Origin of the sequence: Streptomyces sp. NPDC050704, from assembly GCF_040654355.1 — a bacterium.
Taxonomy (GTDB): domain Bacteria; phylum Actinomycetota; class Actinomycetes; order Streptomycetales; family Streptomycetaceae; genus Streptomyces.
On record NZ_JBFAHW010000064.1, the window covers coordinates 26,434 to 45,681 of the forward strand.

A 19,248-nucleotide genomic window follows, 5' to 3' on the forward strand; every position below is an offset into this window, starting at 1 on the left:
GGGGCTGTGAGTGCGTCAATGGGGTGCGTCGGAATTGAGGTGAACGTTCGATGGGTCGAACAGTTCACCGAGTTGCCGGGCGCACTGTCGCGAGGGCGATCAGCAGGGCCGTCGCGGCCGCGGTGACCGGGACACCGTAACCGGCGGCGGCCGACACGTGTTCCACGACCCACCCGCCGAGGGCCGACCCGCAGGCGATCCCGCCCAGCAGGCCCGTCACCGCCAGCGTCATGCCTTCGTTCAGCCGGCCCTCGGGCGTGCGGCGCTGGAGGAGCGTCATACCGGTGACCATCGTCGGCGCCGTGGCCATCCCGGCGAGGAGCAGGGCGAGGGCGAGGACCAGGAGGTCGCCGGTGAGCGTGGCGGCGAGGAGGGGCAGCGACATGAGGGGTGCCATGGCGGTGACACCCAGAAGGTATCTCCGCTCCGCGGACCTCCCGGGCCGCAGCGCTCCGTAGAGGAGCCCCGCGGCACCGGAGCCGGCCGCCTGGAGCGTGAGGATCACCCCGGCCGCCGACCGGTGCCCGTGTGCGTCCGCGAACGCGATCGTGACGACCTCCATCGACCCGAAGACGGCGCCGGTGGCGAGGAATCCGATGAGCAGAGTGGGTATTCCGGGGGCGCGGAGAGGGGACGGGGACTTCGCGGTCGTACGCCCCCGGGCGGGCGGTTCCGTCGACCGCTGAGCGGTGAAGACCAGTACGCCGGTCAGCAGCAGGACGGCACCGACGAGCGTGCCCGCCTCCGGGAAGAACGTCCCGCACAGCAGCGCGGCCAGCACCGGGCCGAGCATGAAACACAGCTCGTCCGCGGCCTGTTCGAAGGAGTTCGCGGTGTGCAGACGTGCCGGGTCGCCCTTGAGGAGATGGGCCCAGCGCGCCCGCGACATGCCTCCCGTGTTGGGTGTGGTGGCCGTGGCGGCGTACGCGGCGAAGAGGGTCCAGCCGGGTGCCTCGTACCGGACGCACAGCAGCAGCGCGAGCGAGCCGAGCGCCGCGATCGCCGTCGCGGGTACGGCGATTCGCGCCTGCCCGTGGCGGTCGACCAGGCGTGCCGTCCAGGGCGCGACGACCGCCGTCACCGCCAGGCCGGTGGCCGTGACGGCACCGGCCAGCGCGTACGAGCCGCGCGTCCCCGCGATCATGATGACCGCGCTCACGCTGAACATGCCCATGGGTAGGCGCGCGATCAGATTCCCGATCGTGAACGCCCGTGTGCCGGGGATGGTGAAGAGGCCGCGGTACGGGTTGCGCGAGGGCGGGCGGGGTGTTCGTGAGCCGCCAGGACCTCGGGATCGTCGCGGCCATCGGGATTCTCGTGGTCCTCGTGGTCCTCGTGGTCCGAAGTCGGCGGCCACCAGGGTGTCGGCGGTGACGGCGAGGAGAGTCGTGGGCGCGGATGTCGTATCCGGGGATGTCGTACGCGGCGACGGCCACGGGGGCGGGAGCTGTGACGGCATGGATCAACGGTCGCCCGGCCCGCCACCAGGGGTCCAACACCTTCTCCGTACCGATTCACGCACCTGCGTTGTAGGTTCGCCCGATGCCCGCCGACTCCGTGAGCCCCGCGACAGCCCGCGCCCACCTCGACCCGCGCCTGCTGCGCGCCTTCCTCGCCGTCGCCGAGGAGCTGCACTTCACGCGCGCGGCCGCCCGCCTGTACGTCGCCCAGCAGGCCCTCAGCCGCGACATACGCCGCCTGGAGCGGGAGCTGGGCGCGGACCTCTTCGTACGCACCACCCGCCAGGTGACGCTCACCGCCGACGGCGAGCGGCTGCTGCCGTACGCGCGCCGGGCCCTGGCGGCGCAGGACGAGCTGCTCGCCGTGTTCGGGCGGGCGGGCGCCGAACGCCCCCTGCTCGTGGACGTGAACAGTGAGGGTCTTGCCGTCGAGCGTGTCCTGCGCCGGGCCCGCGAACTCACCCCCGACTGCGAGCTGATGGCCCGCTTCGAGAGCGGCCTCACCGGCGCCGCGGCCGAGCTGCTGGCCGGGCGGCTCGACGCGTCCTTCGGGCGGTTCGCGGGTCTGGAACCGGCGGTACGGGCCCGCCTGGAGCAACAGCCCGTACGGTACGAGCCAATGGCCGTCGTGCTCCCCGAGGACCATCACCTGGCCGCGCTGGACGCCGTACCGCTCGACGCGCTGGCGGGCGAACAGGTGTACGCCGGAGCCGGCAATCCCCGGACCCTGGAGTGGACCGACCTGGCACGTCGGCTTTTCGAGGGACGTGGGATCGAGGTCGCGGCGCCCGTGCCGCTCGCCGTCGGCGCCGGGGAGTTCCAGCGGATCATGGCCAAGACGCGGAACCCCGTGCTGGCCGTCGTGGACTTTCCGGCCATGCCGAAATCAGTACTTCGTCCGCTTGTCAATCCTGTCCCGTTGTCGCCGGTGTCGCTTGTGTGGAGGAAGGGTGCGACGCATCGTGGGATCAAGGCCCTGCGTGCCGCGGCGACAGAAATCGCGGACGAAGAAGGATGGCTGAAGCGTCCAGTGGAGGGGTGGATTCCGGCCACAGATGCACTCATCATGATGAGACGTGACTGACACAGAACCCTCACCGATGCTTACGTACGCTACATTCGTGGCCTGGGTGCGTGTGATAAGGGGGGCGCTCGGAACGGGTGGGGGCCCGATCCGGACGGCGAGTACGAGCACCTGAGTCGTGTGCGCACCCGAACCAGTCCCGTGGGGGGATGTGCGTGCGCGTGGAAAGTTGGCGGGAAGACGCTCTACCGGATCGGCAGGATGCCGGTCAACCGGAGGAGCGTGGAGCCGATTCGTCGGCCCGTCGAGAAGTGGACAGGGCGTTCGGCAGTGAGGCCCGTGAGCCTCTTGGCCGGAATGCTGATCAGTCGTTCCGTGGGGACTCCGACGGGTGGTTCCGCCGTCAGGCGGACACGTCGGTGCCACGGCTGAGAGACACGGATATATCGGTGCCGAAGCAGAGGGACACGGGGACATCGACATCGGTGCCGCGGCAGAGGGATGACGAACCGGGTTCGGCCTGGCCGAAGCCCGACCGCCCCACCTGGCGCGGCCACAGAAGCGGCAACGGCGACAACGCCGGTCACGCTCACGATGCCGGCCATGGCGACAACGCCGGGGCCGACGTCAGACCGGATGCCGATGCCGACTCCGGTGCCGCCTCCGGCCCTGCTGCCGCCTCCGGCCCCGGTGCCGACTCCGACGCCGACTCCGGTCAGGATTCCTGGCAGGAGTCCGAGCACCCCGAGCACACCCATGACCCGCACGAGGTCACGGTCCAGCTCGACGGTGTGGGGCGGCATATGGAGGACTGGCTCGTCCAGCAGGCCAAGGGTGCCCCCAGCGCCCAGGAGGCCTCGGACGGCCCGGTCTTCGTCGACGAGACGGGCCGCCGCAGCCGCAGATACCGCATGATCGGGATAGCCGTCGGCATGGCCTGCGCGGTCTACGCGGTGGTCATCCTCGCCACGCTCATGTCGGGCAACTCGAACGCGCCCTGGCTCCCGGGTCTGGCCCAGCAGGACGGCAAGCCGGCCGACAAGGTCGACACCCCGCCACTGCCCGCCGACTCCGTGGACCCGTCCGGCACGGTGAGCCCCTCGCCCGGCGTGACCCCGTCGACCGGCCAGACGGCGACGCGGCCACCGGACGCCAGCGCGTCGACGGACCCCTCGGCCAGCGTCTCGGCCCCGGACGTGAGCGTCGAGCCGAAGCCCTCGGCGACCACCACCAAGCCGGCCCCGGATCCGGAACCGACCACCAGCGGCCCGTCCGCCCCGGTCAGCGATCCGCCCGACCCGGACCCCGAGCCGACCGAGACCGTCACGGACGACCCCTCGGAACCCCCGCCCGGAGGCGGCACCGACACGGTCGCCGGTGACCCGCTCACACCCGAGCCGATCCCCGTGTCGCCGGGCGCGGCCGACCAGTCGGCTCCGTCGAACTCGTCGCCCCCGTCCTCCGCGGATTCCCCGTCCTCCGCGTACTCCCCGTACTCATCGTCCTCTTCGGAGAACATCCTCTGATGGCACGTCGCACCAGCCAACGTGGCGCGGACCGGGGCGCCCGGCGCCGACGCCTGCCCATGCGCTACCTGCTGCCCTCGCTCATCCTCCTCGCCCTGATGGCGATGCTGATGCTGCGTGGCTTCGTACACAGCGAGATCCTCGCCGACCACCGCGTCCAGTCTCCGGCGGCTTCCGACCGGGTCCCCGAGGAGATCCTGGAGGGCGGCCCGGTGATCGACACCCGGAGCGGCCGCGAGGAGAGCCGGAACGTCCCGGACCGCAGACTGGTCCTGACGTTCGACGACGGCCCGGACCCCAAGTGGACCCCCAAGGTGCTCGACGTCCTCAAAAAGCACGACGCGCACGCCGTCTTCTTCGTCACCGGCACCATGTCCTCGCGCCACCCGGACCTGGTCAAGCGCATGGTCGACGAGGGCCACGAGATCGGCCTGCACACCTTCAACCACCCGGACCTCTCACTCCAGTCGAAGAGCCGCATCGACTGGGAGCTGTCCCAGAACCAGCTCGCGCTGACGGGCGCCGCCGGTATCCGGACCTCGCTCTTCCGGCCGCCGTACTCGTCGCAGGCCGGCGCCATGGACAACAGGTCGTGGCCGGTGACCGAGTACATCGGCAGCCGCGGCTACATCACGATCGTCAACGACACCGACAGCGAGGACTGGCGCAAGCCGGGCGTCGAAAAGATCATCCAGAACGCCATGCCCAAGGGCGGCAACGGCGCCATCGTGCTCATGCACGACTCCGGCGGCGACCGCTCGCAGACCGTGGCGGCGCTCGACCGGTTCGTCACCGGGCTCCAGGACGACGGCTACCGATTCGACACGCTCACCGCGGCGCTGAAGGCGCCGAGCGCGCACACCGAGGTCAACGGCCTCGACCTGTGGAAGGCCAAGGCGTGGGTCCTCGCGGTCCAGGCCTCGGAGAACACGACGAGTGTCCTCGTCGTCGGCCTCGCCATCATCGGCGTCCTCGTCCTCGCCCGCTTCGGCCTGATGCTGCTCCTGTCCGTGCTGCACGCCCGCCGGGTCCGCCGCCGCGGCTTCAGCTGGGGCCCCGCGATCACCGAACCGGTGTCCGTCCTCGTACCCGCCTACAACGAGGCGAAGTGCATCGAGCAGACGGTCCACTCCCTGGTGGCGAGCGATCACCCCATCGAGGTGATCGTCATCGACGACGGGTCGAACGACGGCACCGCGCGCATCGTCGAGAACATGCGCCTGCCGAACGTACGCGTCGTACGCCAGCTCAACGCGGGCAAGCCCGCCGCCCTCAACAGGGGTGTGGCGAACGCCCGTTACGACCTCATCGTGATGATGGACGGCGACACGGTCTTCGAACCGTCCACCGTCCGTGAGCTGGTCCAGCCCTTCGGCGACCCCAGCGTCGGTGCGGTCGCCGGCAACGCGAAGGTCGGCAACCGCGACTCGCTGATCGGCGCCTGGCAGCACATCGAGTACGTGATGGGCTTCAACCTCGACCGCCGTATGTACGACATGCTCAACTGCATGCCGACCATCCCGGGCGCGGTCGGCGCGTTCCGGCGCTCCGCGCTCAAGCGGGTGGGCGGCATGAGCGACGACACGCTCGCCGAGGACACCGACATCACCATCGCGATGCACCGCGACGGCTGGCGGGTCGTGTACGCGGAGAACGCGCGCGCGTGGACCGAGGCCCCGGAGTCCGTCCAGCAGCTGTGGTCCCAGCGTTACCGCTGGTCGTACGGCACGATGCAGGCGATCTGGAAGCACCGCAGGGCGATCATCGAAAAGGGCCCGTCGGGCCGCTTCGGCCGGGTCGGCATGCCCCTGGTGTCCCTGTTCATGGTCCTGGCCCCGCTGCTGGCCCCGTTGATCGACGTATTTCTCATCTACGGGCTGGTGTTCGGCCCCACCGGGCAGACGATCGCCGCCTGGTTCGGCGTCCTGGTGGTCCAGGCGGTGTGCGCCGCGTACGCGTTCCGGCTCGACAAGGAACGCATGACGCACCTCCTCTCCCTCCCACTCCAACAGATCCTGTACCGCCAGCTCATGTACGTCGTACTCCTCCAGTCCTGGATCACCGCCCTGACCGGCGGCCGGCTGCGCTGGCAGAAGCTCCGGCGCACGGGCGCGGTCGGACTCCCCGGCGCGGCGGGCCCCGGCACGCCCCAACAGGCGACGGACCGAAGCCCCGTCGGATAAGCACGCCCCCACCAGGGACTCCGTGGACGGGCACACAGGCCGGCCAGGACCCCTCAATGCACGACGGGTACGGGTACGAAATGCGCGAAACGCACGACGGGTACGACGAGAACGGCCAGTACGGCGGGTATGGCGAGAACGGCCGGCAGGGCGGGGTCGGCGAGAACGGCGGCGAGTACGAGAGGTACGAGGGCGGGTACGGCGGCGGGTACGGCGGTTACGAGAGCTCCGGCGGGAACTCTCCCGGTTCCGCCGCCGTGCCGGGGCCGGGGCCAGGACCGGCCTTCATGGACGAGGGACCGACGGCGACGGCCACGGCGACATCGGCTCCGCCTGCCGTGGAGGAGCAGGCGGGACCGGTACTGGAACCGATATCCGAGCAGGCTTCGGCGGAGCCCGCCAGACGCGCACCCGTCCGGGACCGGTACTTCGACTTCCTCCGCGCGATCGCCCTCTTCCGCGTAGTCCTCTACCACCTGACGGGCTGGGCCTGGCTGCCCCTGGTGTTCCCCTCCATGGGCGTGATGTTCGCGCTGGCCGGCAACCTCATGGCCCGCTCGCTGAAGCGCCCGGCCGCAGAGGTCATCCGCAGCCGCATCCGCCGCTTGGTGCCCCCGATCTGGCTCCTCGGCGCCGTCGGCGTCTCCGGCATGGTCCTCCAGGGCTGGGGACCGGACGCGGACGGGCACCCAGGCTGGTGGTGGCTCCATCTCCTCTTCTGGATCGTCCCGTTCAGCGACCCGCCGTACGCCGAGGGGCTGCCCGGAATCCAGAACTTCCTCGGTGAGAACTGGGCCTCGGACCTCGCGGGCCCGCTGTGGTACGTCCGCGCGTACCTCTGGTACGTACTGCTGTCGCCGTTCCTGCTACGTGCCCTGCGCGCGATGCCACTCGCGACGATCCTCGCGCCGATCGCCCTGTCCGCCGCGTTCGAGCTGGGCTACGTCAACCTGCCCGGCGAGCGGTTCCCCTCGGCACTCACCGACTTCAGCACCTTCGGCGCCTGCTGGATCCTCGGCATGGCCCACCAGGAGGGCATCCTGCAGCGCCTCCCGCGCTACATCGTTCCGTCCGTGGCCCCGGCCATCGCGCTGCTGGGCCTCTGGTACGCCATGACCCACAACTTCACGACGGACCACGACCTGGACAGCATGCCCCTGGCCCAGGCCCTCTGGTCCTTCGGCACGGTGCTGATGCTGGTGCACTTCAGCCCGTCATGGTCCGAGTGGCCACGCCGGCTGCGCCGTTGGGACGGACTGATCACCCTGCTCAACTCGCGTGCGGTGACGATCTACCTGTGGCACAACATCTGCATCCTCCTCGTCGTGACGCAGTGGGACCGCCTGTGGCAGTTCGACGTGATGTGGCAGCACTTCTCCTGGCTCCTGGAGAGCCCATGGCCCGTACTCGCCCTCACCTGGGTCCTCATCGGAGCCTGCGTCGTCTGCTTCGGCTGGGCGGAGGACCTGGCGGCGAAGAGGAGCCCACAGCTGTGGCCGAACGGCAAGAAGAGCACGACGAGGAGCACGAGGAAGAGCACGGCGAAGGGCACGACGAAGAGCCGGCCGAGGTCTCGGGGACGGTCCAGGGCACGGTAGGGACGCGGTAGAGACGGGGTAGGGCACACCCACACCGAGGCGCAAATCTGTGCCTTGCCGTTTGCGCGGGCCAAGTCGGGGACTCGGCCCGCTGCTCGGCGTCGTTCTTTCGACGACTCCGCGTACCGGTTTGCAGCCTTTGCCCCGTTTCTGCGGGCGCCTTGCCGTAATTCGCTCTGGTGTCGCTCTCGCCCCCTCGGTAGCGTGGCTGCGCTCATGTCCCCTTCGCCCCACCAGGAGCCGTCCGTGAACCGCCGCCCCACCCTGCTCGCAGCGATCACGCTGACCGCCGCAGCGGCCTTGACGCTGTCCGCCTGTGGCGGCGGCGACAGCGACAGTTCCAAGGACAACGACAAGATCGCGGGCGCCGACACCGGCGGAGAGAAGTCGGCGCCGCCGAGCGCTTCCGCCTCGGCGGCGGCCGCGGGTCGGCCGAAGATCGAGCTGCCGTCGGACCTGACGTACACCTTCGACTGGCCGAAGACGGGGGACAAGGAGAAGGACGCGGTCCTGGCCGACAGTGAGCAGTCCGTCAAGGCGGTGGACCTGGCGATCGCCAACCAGGATGCCCTCGACAAGGCGTACCTCTACTACTACGAGGGGGAAGCGGCCGCCGGGACCGAGCTGTTCATCAAGAACTATGTGAAGCACAAGGCTCGGACTACTGGCGCCTACCGCTTCTATGACCCCGTCGTAGCCGTTGATGACGACGGAACCGCTTCTCTCAGCTACTGCGAAGACCAGGGCAAGGCGTACGTCAAGTATCTCAAGACCAACAAGGTCGAGAAGACCGAGGTCACCGCGAAGAGTTACGTCATTTACCACACGTCGCTCAAGAAGAATGAGCAGGGTGTCTGGGAAATCCAGAAGATCGTCTCTCAGAGTGGGAGTTCCAAGTGCCAGCCCTGAAGCGCAGGTTGACAACGGTTCCTGCGGCGGTCGCCATTGGTACGCTCCTGCCGCTCCTTTTGCTTCCGGGCGTCGCGAGTGCCGACGACAAGCTGAACGACAACACTCAGAATCCGCCCCCGAGCGGTCCCTCGGGCCGTGTCGAGGGTGACAAACTCACCTCAACAGCGGGCGGAGCCATCGTCTTCGACCGTTCCAAGAACGGCAGCGGCGGTTCGGTCGGAGCCGTCACATCCACCACTCCCTGGACCCCGCCTGCCTGCTGGTACGCCCCGAAGTACACGCCGGAGCAACTCCAGAAAACAATGGAACCGGTCTGGGAATCCGGGTCCACCGGCGGTCAGTGGGACAGCGAACAGCGCAACCGGTACGTCAACGGCGACCCGTACAAGGACTTCAACAAGGACAAGACCGGCAAGGGCTATTTCTGGGACTCGTACGTCGATAAGAGCTACCCGACGGGCTGGGACAAGTGCACGGAGGCTCCGTTCTGGGTGGACGAGGGCGAGCCTCCGCCGGCCGACATCGAGAATGCCGTCACCCCTGAGATCCTCGCCCAGCTCGCGTACGCCGAGATCCGGGTGCCCGGCACCGAGGTGACCCTGGCGCCCGAGGGTACGACCAAGGTGAACCTGCCGACCTGGGCCTGGCTGGACGGCGCGGAGTTCAAGCCGGTCTCGGTCACGGCATCCGTACCCGTACTCAACATCCAGGCGACGACGACCGCCGTGCCGGTCTCGCTGAAGATCGAGCCGGGCACGGCCGACGCGACGACCTACCCCGCTTCCGGTGTGTGCGAGCTCAACGGCGACCAGATCGGCGAACCGTACGCCAGGGGCAAGTCGGACGAGACGCCTCCGTGCGGTGTGCGGTACCTGCGTTCGTCGGGCGACGGCTCGTACCAGCTTCAGGCGACGATCACGTGGAAGATCCACTGGACCGGCACGGGCGTCAACGAGGAGCAGGAGTTGCCTGCCGGCGAGTTCGGGGCTGATCAGGACGTGATCGTGCAGGAGATCCAGGCCGTCAACCGCTGACCCCGGAGGCGGGTCTAGGCACTGGCCAGCTGTCTCGCCCGAAGGGGTGGTTGGCCGGGAGATACCAAGAGCGGATCGCGTCGTTCTCTCTCAGGGATGGTGGGCGAGCGGGGGAGCAGAGGCGCGTGGCGGAGCGGCTGGCTGTTGACGGCGATGAGCTCGGGCGTTTCATGAAGATGCTGAGTAAATCGACCGACTCGCTCACGGGCGTCAGGAAGGCGTTGTCCGCGGCCACCATCACCGGGCTGGGCACGGATGATCTCGACTCCGCGTGCGAGGACTTCCAGGAGGACTGGAAGTACGGCTCGGAGGAGATCGGCAAGCAGACCGAGGACCTTGCCAAGATCATCGGTAAGAGCCGGGACAGTTACCGCGAGGTCGACAAGGCGCTTGAAGAGGCGTTGAAGAAGGCCAGGAGTGGTGAAGGCGGCGGCAAGAAGTGACTACCCCCGGCCTTGAACCGTCGCCCCTCCCTGAATCCGAGGCCGCAAAGAACAGCCCTCTTCCGCAGGGGCTGAAGTCCTCGCCGAGGATGCCGAACACCGACTATCCACACCTGGGCTTCAACCCAGTACCGGGCAGTACCGAGACGGTAAGCGGCCTGCACAAGAAGCTCGCAAGCTGCGCGAAGGTCCTCGAAGACACGCGTGACCTGGTCACCAAGCTGATGGATGGCAGTTACTGGAAGGGCGACGCCGCCGTCGCCTTCCGGGAGCAGCTCGACGGTGGTCCGCTGCCGCTGAACCTGAAGAACGCCGCGCGCTCCCTTCGTAAGGCGTCCAAGCAGCTCAACCTCTGGGAGGGCGAGCTCGACGACTTCCAGCGTCGGGCCAAGCGCCTGGACGAGGAAGCGAAGGATGCGCGCGCGGTGGTCGACGCCGCCAAGGGCAAGGCGACCACGGCCGGCGACGACCCGGCACTGGACAAGAAGGGCGTCACCCAGGACGACGCGAAGAAGGCACTGACCCGCGCGAACACGGCCGTCGACGAGGCGGAAGCCGACCTGGAGAAGATCCTGGGCAGGGCCCGAAAGCTCGCCGAGGAACACGAGACCCAGGCGCAGCATCGGGCAGGCAAGATCCGCGACGCAACGAAGAAGCTGGCTCCGCAGGAACCGGGGTGGTTCGACTCGGCGATGGACTGGCTCGGCGAGAACTTGCCGGACATCCTCAGCGGCGTGGCGGCAGTCGTAGGGTTGGCGGCGCTGTTCGTCCTGACGGGCGGGACGGCGGCTGCGGTGCTGCTGCTTGTTGCGGCGGCGTTGAGTGTTACGGCCTTGGGGATGCGGGTGCTCGGCGATCCAACACTGCGTGCATCTCTGTGGGACGGATTCACCAAAGGTGAGCTCGACACGGACTTCTGGAGCAACCTGGTAACGGTCGGTGGTGACGCCCTCGGCATGCTTCCTGGGGTCGGCGCGGCGGGCAAGGGCGTTATGGCTGCTGCGCGAGTCGCTGGCGAGGCAGGGGAAGTCCTCACGCTCGGCCAGCGCGTTGCCCGTTTCGGTACTGTCACCATCGAGCACGCGAAGTCCATCTCCGCCCTGGACAACTCCCTGCTCAATTTCACGATTCGGGGTGCCCGGTCGGAACAGACCATCAGATCGGTCCAGCTCGCCTCCGCCTCAATCGGCGTGGCCACCGCAGGCTTCGGCCTGGTAACGAAGGCCGTGGATGCTGGCGACGACGGGATCAAAGACGGCTCCGTGGCAGGCATCGACGGAGCACGACTCGGAGTTGATGGTGGTGCGCTCGTCGACCTCGTCCGGCATGTTTTCTGAGCCCCGAACATAGAAAGAGCCCACCCCATGCACTCAGCCGACTCCCCGACAGCTTGGGGCCATTCACCGACTCAACGGGCCTGGAACCTGCACATGATCATGATCGTCGGGCGGTTCGTCGGTTGGATCGCCGCCTGGTTCGGGGCCCTCTTTCTCATCGTGGCGACCCCACCCTGGGTCGGTTGGATCTTTCTTCCTGTCCTCGTCTACGCAACCTTCCGCGCCGTTCTCCAACTTGCCTTCTTTCGTCCGTCCCTCCACATTCGGCGTGTCCTCCAGCAATATCCCTGGCAATTCCTCACCGACGTCCCCCGTGGCCGGAACAAGCACCCACAGGCTCAGGAGGACGAGATGTGGTTCGAGATCCCCAACCCCGAAAAGCCAGAGGAACAGATTCCGTTGCTCTTCTTGGCGAACATGCGCACCTTCTGGTGGATGCGACGCTTCGGAACCTCTCGTACTAAGCCGGAGTTGAAAGCCCAGATCGAGCCTCTCTGGTTCGCCGGCGACCCCCGCTTCATCGCCGTCGTCGCGGCCGCCGGCCGCGGAGGCAAAGCCCCTAGGCGGCTGCACCTCCTCTACCAGCGCACGGCCACGGGCCGCCGAGGAATCACCCCCACCGACTGGAACGCCAGCCCCGCCGCCCTTGAGCGTGCCCGCCGTGCCGGAGCTCACGTGCCCGACCCGTCGGCTCCGCAGTAGCGTCGGCGCCGAGCCGCGCGTACCGACAGGACTCCATGACCACTGCCCCCCGCTTCACCGTCGACGACTCCGCCAAAGACCCCGACGCCGACATCTGGTTCGCTGAACCCGCAGGTTTCACCCCGCTCCCTCTCGACATCCTGCTCGCCCGGCCTGACTCCCCAGCTGCCCACGAGCTGCGTACCGCCTTCGCCCCGTTCCTCGAAGCTGCACCCGACGAGGTGACTCGACAGCGGTTCGTTGCTCAAGTCGCGGAAGGGCAGCAGTTGCTGGCCGCGCTGCGTGAGATCGGTACCGTCCACTGCTCCATCGGTCTGCACCGCGACGACATCGACGACGCGGGCGGCGGCAATGGTCAGCCCTTGTCCTCTTTCCTCACTCTCTCCTGGCGCGACACGGCCGTGTCATCGCGCGCGGCCACCGCAGCCCGTGCCGTGGCTTCTGCTGATGGCCATGCGCACATCGCCTACCTCGAACTGCCCTGCGGCCCAGCCACGTTCAGCGAGACCGTACGCACGCCTTCAGTCGACAGTGGCCTTCCGCCGCAGGCGCTCCTCCAGATCCACGCCCACCTGCCCCACCCGGACTGCAAACGTCTCGTCGTCCTCACGCTGAGCACAACAGCTGTGGCCCGCCGCGAGCAGTACCGCGCAATCCTGCAGCAGATCGCCGAAACGGTCAGTTTCGACAATCCGCTGGAAGCACGAACGAGCGAGGCGAGTGGGGCTCGTTGACCGCGGGAAAGGCTCCCGCAGGCGGAGAGGATGGCACGAAGCGACGGCGTGGCTTGTCATGTGTCGTCATGGTGGGCCTCATCCTCGGGCTCTTCGTCGTCCCTGGTCTTGGAAAGGACCGGTGGGGCCCGGAAGTCTGGCACTGGGCCGGGGCCTCTTGGCCAACACCTCCAGTCGATATCCAGCTCTCTGGGTGACCGGCCTCGCCGCGACTCTTGTCGGAGTTCCCTTGGCGAAGGGGTTCGTCCGCGTACGCGTATACGACAGGCTCTTTCCGACCCGTGCGTCGGCGAACCGCACCGCCGCTACCGCCGCCTCCTGCCCAGCTCGTCGCTAACGAGCTGGGGATCGATTGACCCCGCTTTGGGCCTTGATCTCAAGTCCAGTTGAGGTTTCATGATGATCGGCATGGAGCCAACAGCCGTTGATCAGGAGACGCAGCAAGCCGAGATTGAAGCGATCAAGCAGGTGATCGCCGCGCTTGAGCACGCCCAGCAGAAGGAGTTGCCCGAGGAGTTCGTCGGTCTCTTCCGGGCCGACGCGATCTGGACGACGGGCCACGGCAAGTACCTCGCCGGCCGCGATGAGATCTCGTCCTTCACGCACCAGGTGCTGCCTGGCGCCATGAAGGACTCGACAGCCACGTACGAGGTGGTGGACGTGCTGTTCATCCGCCCCGACGTCGCTGCGGTCAAGGCGCGCGCACAGTACTGGACGCTGGAAGGGGAGCCGATCGGGAACGCGGGCACCCCGCTCTACGTGATGGCCAAGGAGGACGGGCAATGGCGCCTGGTCGCCTGCCAGAACACAGAGGTGCTCACCCAGTGACGTGAGAAGGGCCGCATGGGTCAGGCGAGTTGTGAGGCAAACCTGGGTCCGTGCGGTCTGTTCCCATCCTGCCTGCCTGCCTGCCTGCCCTGCCTGCCTGCCCTGCCGGGGATTTCTCGTGCACACGCCGGCGACTTGGTTGAAGAGCTCGCCCCCGCGTGGCAGACCTCTCGTGAATCGGCGCTGTGCGAGTGCCGGACCCAAGCGGAGCCCGGCGTTCGTGGGCCGGCTTCTGGTCCCGCTTGTGTAGCTGCGCTCGGGCTTGCCACACGCGGCGCCGGCCGAGTTGTACGGAGTGGACCGCTCCACCGTTTCGGGGGCGATCCGCGAGGCCCGTCCGCTGCTGACGGCCCGCCGCAAGACCGGCACCGAACTGGTGCTCGTCTGGCAACCTCACTACTGCCCCTCCCACCAGCCGCTCGACCAGGCCCGCACGCCCCCACCTCTATCGCTCCCAAGGCCGTAATTGGAAGCTTTGGGACATTGGAGGGTGGTGCTGCATGTCCCAAAGCTTCCAATTGGTCAGGCCTTGCGTGTGGAGGGGGGTGTTTTTAGGGTGTGTATTAGGGCGCTCATGCGGGCGCGGGTGGTTGAGAGGATGATCTCGGGGTCGTCGCTTTCGCGGAGGTGGACCGTTTCTGTGGGGGTCGCCGCCACGTAGACGCAGTTGGCCGCTTCGGCACTGTATGACGACTTCTGCCAGGTGAGTTCGGGCATGGGGCTCCTCAGAGGTCTTGTGCGATGCGCTGGATGAGGTCCCGGGACTTCGGCTCAGGAAGAGCCCGCGATTCCATGCGGTCCAGCACCGAGCGGTAGCGCTCCAACTGCGCGTCCGCGTCGAGGAATTCGCAGCCGTGGTCGGTGTCCAGGACGACGGTGTCGAGCCCTGGTACTGGGCCGACGGTGCAGGTGATGGGCTGGCCCGATGCCGGGAACCCCGCTTCCCCGAAAGGGATCACCAGGATGGTGATCGTGGGCTGCTCGCTCATCTCCAGCAGATAGCCGAGTTGCGCCCGGCTGGTCTCAGGGCCGCCGAAGCCCATGCGCAGTGCCGCCTCGTGCACGACAGCCGTGTACGGGGTCGGAGTTCCCTCGAAGAGGACGGCCTGGCGCTTCACGCGGTGCGAGACGCGGTGCTCGATCTCGTACGACCGTAGCGGCGGAACAGCTTCACGCATAACTGCTCGGGCAACATCGCCGAGCTGTTGACGTCCGAGTCGGTCACCAACGCCTATCGGCATACGGAAGGGCCCGTATCTCTGCGGCTGACCGCGCTGGGGGCGGGCGATTGCGGGTGGGCGTGGGCTGCTGCTGGTGCGGCAGTGCGCGGACGTGTGGGGTGGGTGGCCGGTTGGTGACAAGCGCTACGGGAGTGCGGGCAAGCTGCTGTGGTTCGAGGTTGGCGGGAGGGGCTGTCGCGGTCAGTAGTCGCGCGATGGCAGCGACCCCGCTGGCCGTAATGAATTTAGGCCCACCAGAGCCCGGCTAGTGCTCTGACCGCGTAGGTTCGCCGGTTTGGTGGTTGGAACGGTTGGATGGGTGGTGACGTTCGTTCCGACCGCTGGAGGTGTGGTGGCCGAGCCTGTGCGGGTGCGCAGACTGACCGATCAGGAAGGGCAGAAGCTGCAGCAGATCGTCCGCCGGGGCAGTGTCAGTTCGGTGCGCTACCGGCGGGCGATGATGCTGCTGGCGTCCGCCGGCGGGAACCGCGTGCCGGTGATTGCCCAGTTGGTGCAGGCCGACGAGGACACGGTGCGGGAGGTGATCCACCGGTTCAACGAGATCGGCCTGGCCTGCCTGGACCCTCGATGGGCGGGAGGCCGTCCCCGCCTGCTCAGTGATGACGACGAGGACTTCGTCGTCCAGACGGCCACCACCCGCCCCACCAAGCTCGGCCAGCCCTTCACCCGCTGGTCGATCCGCAAACTCGCCGCCTACCTGCGCCGCGTGCACGGACGCATCATCCACATCGGCCGGGAAGCCTTACGGTGCCTGCTCCTGCGCCGCGGCATCACCTTCCAGCGCACCAAGACTTGGAAGGAGTCCCCCGATCCCGAACGCGACGTCAAGCTCGACCGGATAGAGCACGTCCTGGAGCACTTCCCGGACCGGGTCTTTGCCTTCGACGAGTTCGGCCCGCTCGGGATCCGGCCCACCGCCGGCTCCTGCTGGGCGAAGCAGGGCAGGCCCGACCGGCTCCCGGCGACCTACCGCCGCACCCACGGCGTCACCTACTTCCACGGCTGCTACTCCGTCGGCGACGACCGCTTGTGGGGCGTCAACCGCCGACGCAAGGGCACCGCCAACACCCTGGCCGCGCTGAAGTCGATCCGCACCGCCCGGCCCGACGGCGCTCACCACGGCGGTGGCCGCGGTCACGCCGACGACGGTTCCGCCGAGGCGGGCGACCGCGCGGCTGTACGTCTGTGAGAACCGATCTACATCATCTTGGACAACCTCTCCGCCCACACCGGAGCGGACATCCGCCGCTGGGCGAAGAAGAACAAGGTCGAGCTGTGCTTCACCCCGACCTACGCCTCCTGGGCCAACCCGATCGAGGCCCACTTCGGACCGCTGCGGAAGTTCACCATCGCCAACTCCCACCACCGCAGCCACCCCGCGCAGACCCGGGCCCTGCACGCCTACCTGCGCTGGCGCAACGCCAACGCCCGCCACCCCGACGTCCTGGCCGCCCAGCGCAAGGAACGCGCCCGCATCCGCAGCGAGAAGGGCATCCGCTGGGGCGGACGCCCCCTCACCACCGCCGCCTGACTCGCCCCGGCCTCACAGCGGCAGACAGCCTGGCTGTCGATCACTTGACATGCGCGGCGATGGTCCGTGCGCACTCCATCGCCTCCGCATGTGTGGTGTCCACCTCCAGGTCATAGGCCACAGCCTGGTGGACCACGTCCGCCTGGGATGCAGCCATCCCGATGGTCCGATCGCCTCGTGCGACCTCACGGCCTGCGGCCACCGCAGCGTCACACCTGACGCCGACCCACAGCACCTGCAATTCACGCAAGGCTTCCTGCCACCGCTGCTGTGAGTACGCTCCGCCGAGGAAGACCTCATCGACGATGACCCGGGCGCCCGCACGCGCCATCGCGGCGACCCCCTCGATCCATGCCGCTTCCAGCGTTCGGAACTCAGGACCGACGACCACTTCTCCGTCCGGAGCGAACTCGATCCCGCCATCCGACGCCTGCATGGACGCCGGCATTGCCTCAACCAGCGCGTCTGTCCCGAGGGCCAGCCACGGATCCGGCAGGACTGCCTGCAGACACCGAACGATCCCGGATTTCCCCGAGCTGGAACCACCGTTGACAACGATCACCTGAGTCATCACCGCGCCACAGTAGAGGCACCGGGGCAACGCTCGAAACGGATTTCCGTGAACCCTGCACCGCCTGCCACAACCCGGCGAACCTTCCCGGTCAGAGCACTAGCGGGAGCCCGCCTGGCGGAGCCGTCACCGGCAGTTCCCGGGTCGAGTCCTTCGGTGGGCGGGCCCCTGTACCCCAGCCCGTATGCCATCAGCCCGTAAGCCGGCCAAGCCCCCATCACTACCCCGCCCCGTACCCCAAAGCCTCACCCCCAGCAGCCATACCCGCACCCTCAGTCGCAGCCGTACCCCCACCCCCAGCCGCCCCCCACCCCGCCCTCGACCTCAGGCGTACCCTCAATCCCAGCCCCGGGCTCACCCGGGCCCCAGCACCAGCCCCCGCACCCCCACCACCCCCCTCACCAGCAGAAAACCCCCACCCCCCGAAAAAACCCTCACCGCGCCCCCCGTCCCAGGGTGAGAGCAACGTTCCCCGGCGGTCACCCACAGCCACAGGCCGGAAACGCACCCTCCCTACCTTCGTGACTCAGTCCCCAAGCACGACATCTGAGCACCGGAGAACCGTGGAGGCGTCATGACAGCCCCTAGTACAGCCCCCGCACAGAGCAGGGGAGGCCGCTGGATCGAGCACTGGGATCCGGAGGACGAGGCCTTCTGGAACGAGACTGGCGAGAAGGTCGCCAAGCGGAACCTGCTCTTCTCGGTTCTCTCCGAGCACATCGGGTTCTCGATCTGGACCATGTGGTCCGTGCTGGTGCTCTTCATGGGCCCCGAGTACGGCCTGACCCCGGCCGACAAGTTCATGCTCACGTCGATGGTGACGCTGGTCGGCGCCGTCGTGCGGGTGCCCTACACCTTCGCGGTCGCCATCTTCGGCGGGCGGAACTGGACGATCGTCTCGGCGGCCCTGCTGCTCGTGCCGACCGTCGCCGCGTTCACCGTCATGGAGCCGGGAACCTCGTACTCCACCTTCATGCTCGTCGGCCTGCTCGCCGGTATCGGCGGTGGCAACTTCGCCTCCAGCATGACCAACATCAACGCCTTCTTCCCGCTGCGGAAGAAGGGGTGGGCCCTCGGCCTCAACGCGGGCGGCGGCAACATCGGCGTACCGGTGATCCAGCTCGCCGCTCTCGCTGTCATCGGGGCGAGCGGTGGGCCGCGTGTGCTGCTCGGGATCTACATCCCGCTCATCGTCGTCGCCGCCGTCCTCGCCGCGATCTACATGGACAACATCTCGTCCGTGAAGAACGACACCGGCGCGGCCAAGGACGCCGCGCGGGACGGGCACACCTGGATCATGTCCTTCCTCTACATCGGGACGTTCGGGTCGTTCATCGGCTACAGCTTCGCCTTCGGCCAGGTGCTGCAGAACCAGTTCGGGCGCACCCCGCTGGAAGCGGCGTACGTCACCTTCATCGGTCCGCTGCTCGGCTCGCTGATCCGGCCCGTGGGCGGCTGGATGGCCGACAAGTACGGCGGCGCGAAGATCACGCTGTGGAACTTCGTCGCCATGGGCGCGGCGACCGGCGTCATCATCGTCGCCTCCATGCAGAAGTCGCTGGCGCTCTTCACCGTCGCCTTCATCGCGCTCTTCGTGCTGACCGGCCTCGGCAACGGATCGACGTACAAGATGATCCCCGGCATCTTCCAGGCCAAGGCCGTCGCCAAGGGCCTGAGCGGTGAGGCGGCTGCCGCGTACGGGCGGCGGCTGTCCGGAGCCTCCATGGGGCTCATCGGAGCCGTGGGCGCGCTCGGCGGCGTCGGTATCAACCTCGCCTTCCGGCAGTCCTTCCTCTCCTACGGTTCCGGCACCGGTGCCTTCGTCGCCTTCCTCGCCTTCTACGCGGTCTGCTTCGTGGTCACCTGGGCCGTATACCTTCGTCGCCCGGCGGCCCCCCAGCCCTCGGCCTCGACGGCTTCCGAGGCGAAGTCGCAGCTCAGCTACGCTGAGGTGTGACGTAACACGTCCGACATCAAGCGGAACCGAGTCTGTCACGCACCGTTGACAGGCTCGGTCGACCGCATGAAGGCGTGCAGCCACGGGGCGTGCGGAGGACGACGCCCGGAGCGTGACGCCCCCAGACCCAGCGGGTGACTCAGGACGGAACACCACTCAAGCGGGAC

Annotated in this window: 16 protein-coding genes and 2 pseudogenes; 14 read left to right on the forward strand and 4 right to left on the reverse strand. The window is 68.0% G+C overall.

What is annotated here, in order from left to right; all coding sequences use genetic code 11:
- Window positions 1–64: 64 nt before the first annotated feature.
- The gene (locus tag AB0I18_RS31790; protein WP_363109081.1) at window positions 65–1,459 is read right to left on the reverse strand and encodes an MFS transporter; all 1,395 of its coding nucleotides are present in this window, start codon (window positions 1,457–1,459) and stop codon (window positions 65–67) included.
- 83 nt (window positions 1,460–1,542) lie between these two features.
- Here AB0I18_RS31790 and AB0I18_RS31795 point away from each other — a divergent pair, with 83 nt between their 5' ends.
- From AB0I18_RS31795 to AB0I18_RS31845, 11 genes are all read left to right on the forward strand, one after another.
- On the forward strand, window positions 1,543–2,544 hold the full coding sequence (locus AB0I18_RS31795; RefSeq protein WP_363109082.1) for a LysR family transcriptional regulator: 1,002 nt from the start codon (window positions 1,543–1,545) through the stop codon (window positions 2,542–2,544).
- Window positions 2,545–2,933: 389 nt separating this feature from the next.
- Window positions 2,934–4,010, forward strand: a complete 1,077-nt coding sequence (locus tag AB0I18_RS31800; protein WP_363109083.1) for a hypothetical protein — start codon at window positions 2,934–2,936, stop codon at window positions 4,008–4,010.
- Window positions 4,010–6,193 (forward strand): glycosyltransferase, encoded by a 2,184-nt coding sequence (locus tag AB0I18_RS31805; RefSeq protein WP_363109084.1) that lies wholly within the window; start codon window positions 4,010–4,012, stop codon window positions 6,191–6,193. The genes AB0I18_RS31800 and AB0I18_RS31805 overlap by 1 nt, the downstream gene beginning before the upstream one ends.
- Window positions 6,194–6,273: 80 nt before the next feature.
- Entirely contained in the window at window positions 6,274–7,791 is a 1,518-nt protein-coding gene (locus tag AB0I18_RS31810) for an acyltransferase (RefSeq protein WP_363109085.1), read from the forward strand.
- A 246-nt stretch (window positions 7,792–8,037) separates the two neighbouring features.
- On the forward strand, window positions 8,038–8,700 hold the full coding sequence (locus AB0I18_RS31815) for a hypothetical protein (protein WP_363109086.1): 663 nt from the start codon (window positions 8,038–8,040) through the stop codon (window positions 8,698–8,700).
- An 8-nt stretch (window positions 8,701–8,708) separates the two neighbouring features.
- Window positions 8,709–9,737, forward strand: coding sequence for a hypothetical protein (locus tag AB0I18_RS31820; RefSeq protein WP_363109087.1), 1,029 nt, complete (start codon window positions 8,709–8,711; stop codon window positions 9,735–9,737).
- 125 nt (window positions 9,738–9,862) lie between these two features.
- Entirely contained in the window at window positions 9,863–10,180 is a 318-nt protein-coding gene (locus tag AB0I18_RS31825; RefSeq protein WP_363109088.1) for a hypothetical protein, read from the forward strand.
- An 89-nt stretch (window positions 10,181–10,269) separates the two neighbouring features.
- A complete protein-coding gene (locus AB0I18_RS31830; protein ID WP_363109089.1) occupies window positions 10,270–11,517 on the forward strand; it encodes a hypothetical protein in 1,248 nt (415 codons plus the stop codon).
- A 93-nt stretch (window positions 11,518–11,610) separates the two neighbouring features.
- On the forward strand, window positions 11,611–12,219 hold the full coding sequence (locus tag AB0I18_RS31835) for a hypothetical protein (RefSeq protein ID WP_363109090.1): 609 nt from the start codon (window positions 11,611–11,613) through the stop codon (window positions 12,217–12,219).
- Between the two features lie 35 nt (window positions 12,220–12,254).
- Window positions 12,255–12,953, forward strand: a complete 699-nt coding sequence (locus tag AB0I18_RS31840; protein ID WP_363109091.1) for a hypothetical protein — start codon at window positions 12,255–12,257, stop codon at window positions 12,951–12,953.
- A gap of 396 nt (window positions 12,954–13,349) precedes the next feature.
- On the forward strand, window positions 13,350–13,781 hold the full coding sequence (locus tag AB0I18_RS31845; RefSeq protein WP_363109092.1) for an SgcJ/EcaC family oxidoreductase: 432 nt from the start codon (window positions 13,350–13,352) through the stop codon (window positions 13,779–13,781).
- A 522-nt stretch (window positions 13,782–14,303) separates the two neighbouring features.
- Here AB0I18_RS31845 and AB0I18_RS31850 read toward each other — a convergent pair.
- Window positions 14,304–14,498: a DUF397 domain-containing protein gene (locus AB0I18_RS31850; protein WP_363109093.1), complete on the reverse strand. Its 195-nt coding sequence runs from the start codon at window positions 14,496–14,498 to the stop codon at window positions 14,304–14,306.
- An 8-nt stretch (window positions 14,499–14,506) separates the two neighbouring features.
- Window positions 14,507–14,959, reverse strand: coding sequence for a DUF5753 domain-containing protein (locus AB0I18_RS31855; protein ID WP_363109094.1), 453 nt, complete (start codon window positions 14,957–14,959; stop codon window positions 14,507–14,509).
- Window positions 14,960–14,977: 18 nt separating this feature from the next.
- On the opposite strand from AB0I18_RS31855, the pseudogene AB0I18_RS31860 reads away from it, so the two are divergent.
- Window positions 14,978–15,209, forward strand: a pseudogene (locus AB0I18_RS31860) (ATP-binding protein); the annotation flags it as partial.
- Between the two features lie 144 nt (window positions 15,210–15,353).
- Window positions 15,354–16,553: pseudogene (locus AB0I18_RS31865) on the forward strand (helix-turn-helix domain-containing protein).
- A 40-nt stretch (window positions 16,554–16,593) separates the two neighbouring features.
- On the opposite strand, the gene cpt reads toward AB0I18_RS31865, so the two are convergent.
- A complete protein-coding gene (gene cpt / locus AB0I18_RS31870; RefSeq protein WP_363109095.1) occupies window positions 16,594–17,124 on the reverse strand; it encodes a chloramphenicol phosphotransferase CPT in 531 nt (176 codons plus the stop codon).
- Window positions 17,125–17,698: 574 nt separating this feature from the next.
- Between cpt and AB0I18_RS31875 the strand changes: the two genes are divergently transcribed.
- Complete coding sequence (locus AB0I18_RS31875; RefSeq protein WP_363109096.1) at window positions 17,699–19,081, forward strand: nitrate/nitrite transporter; 1,383 nt, start codon at window positions 17,699–17,701, stop codon at window positions 19,079–19,081.
- The last annotated feature ends 167 nt before the right edge of the window (window positions 19,082–19,248 follow it).

Excerpts from the sequence above, each read along its gene's own strand:
- AB0I18_RS31790 (WP_363109081.1), bottom strand. The coding sequence starts at position 1,459 with ATGCCGTCACAGCTCCCGCCCCCGTGGCCGTCGCCGCGTACGACATCC.
- AB0I18_RS31795 (WP_363109082.1), top strand. The coding sequence starts at position 1,543 with ATGCCCGCCGACTCCGTGAGCCCCGCGACAGCCCGCGCCCACCTCGAC.
- AB0I18_RS31805 (WP_363109084.1), top strand. The coding sequence starts at position 4,010 with ATGGCACGTCGCACCAGCCAACGTGGCGCGGACCGGGGCGCCCGGCGC.
- AB0I18_RS31810 (WP_363109085.1), top strand. The coding sequence starts at position 6,274 with ATGCGCGAAACGCACGACGGGTACGACGAGAACGGCCAGTACGGCGGG.
- AB0I18_RS31830 (WP_363109089.1), top strand. The coding sequence starts at position 10,270 with ATGCCGAACACCGACTATCCACACCTGGGCTTCAACCCAGTACCGGGC.
- AB0I18_RS31835 (WP_363109090.1), top strand. The coding sequence starts at position 11,611 with ATGATCATGATCGTCGGGCGGTTCGTCGGTTGGATCGCCGCCTGGTTC.
- AB0I18_RS31840 (WP_363109091.1), top strand. The coding sequence starts at position 12,255 with ATGACCACTGCCCCCCGCTTCACCGTCGACGACTCCGCCAAAGACCCC.
- AB0I18_RS31845 (WP_363109092.1), top strand. The coding sequence starts at position 13,350 with ATGATGATCGGCATGGAGCCAACAGCCGTTGATCAGGAGACGCAGCAA.
- AB0I18_RS31850 (WP_363109093.1), bottom strand. The coding sequence starts at position 14,498 with ATGCCCGAACTCACCTGGCAGAAGTCGTCATACAGTGCCGAAGCGGCC.
- AB0I18_RS31855 (WP_363109094.1), bottom strand. The coding sequence starts at position 14,959 with ATGCGTGAAGCTGTTCCGCCGCTACGGTCGTACGAGATCGAGCACCGC.
- cpt (WP_363109095.1), bottom strand. The coding sequence starts at position 17,124 with ATGACTCAGGTGATCGTTGTCAACGGTGGTTCCAGCTCGGGGAAATCC.
- AB0I18_RS31875 (WP_363109096.1), top strand. The coding sequence starts at position 17,699 with ATGACAGCCCCTAGTACAGCCCCCGCACAGAGCAGGGGAGGCCGCTGG.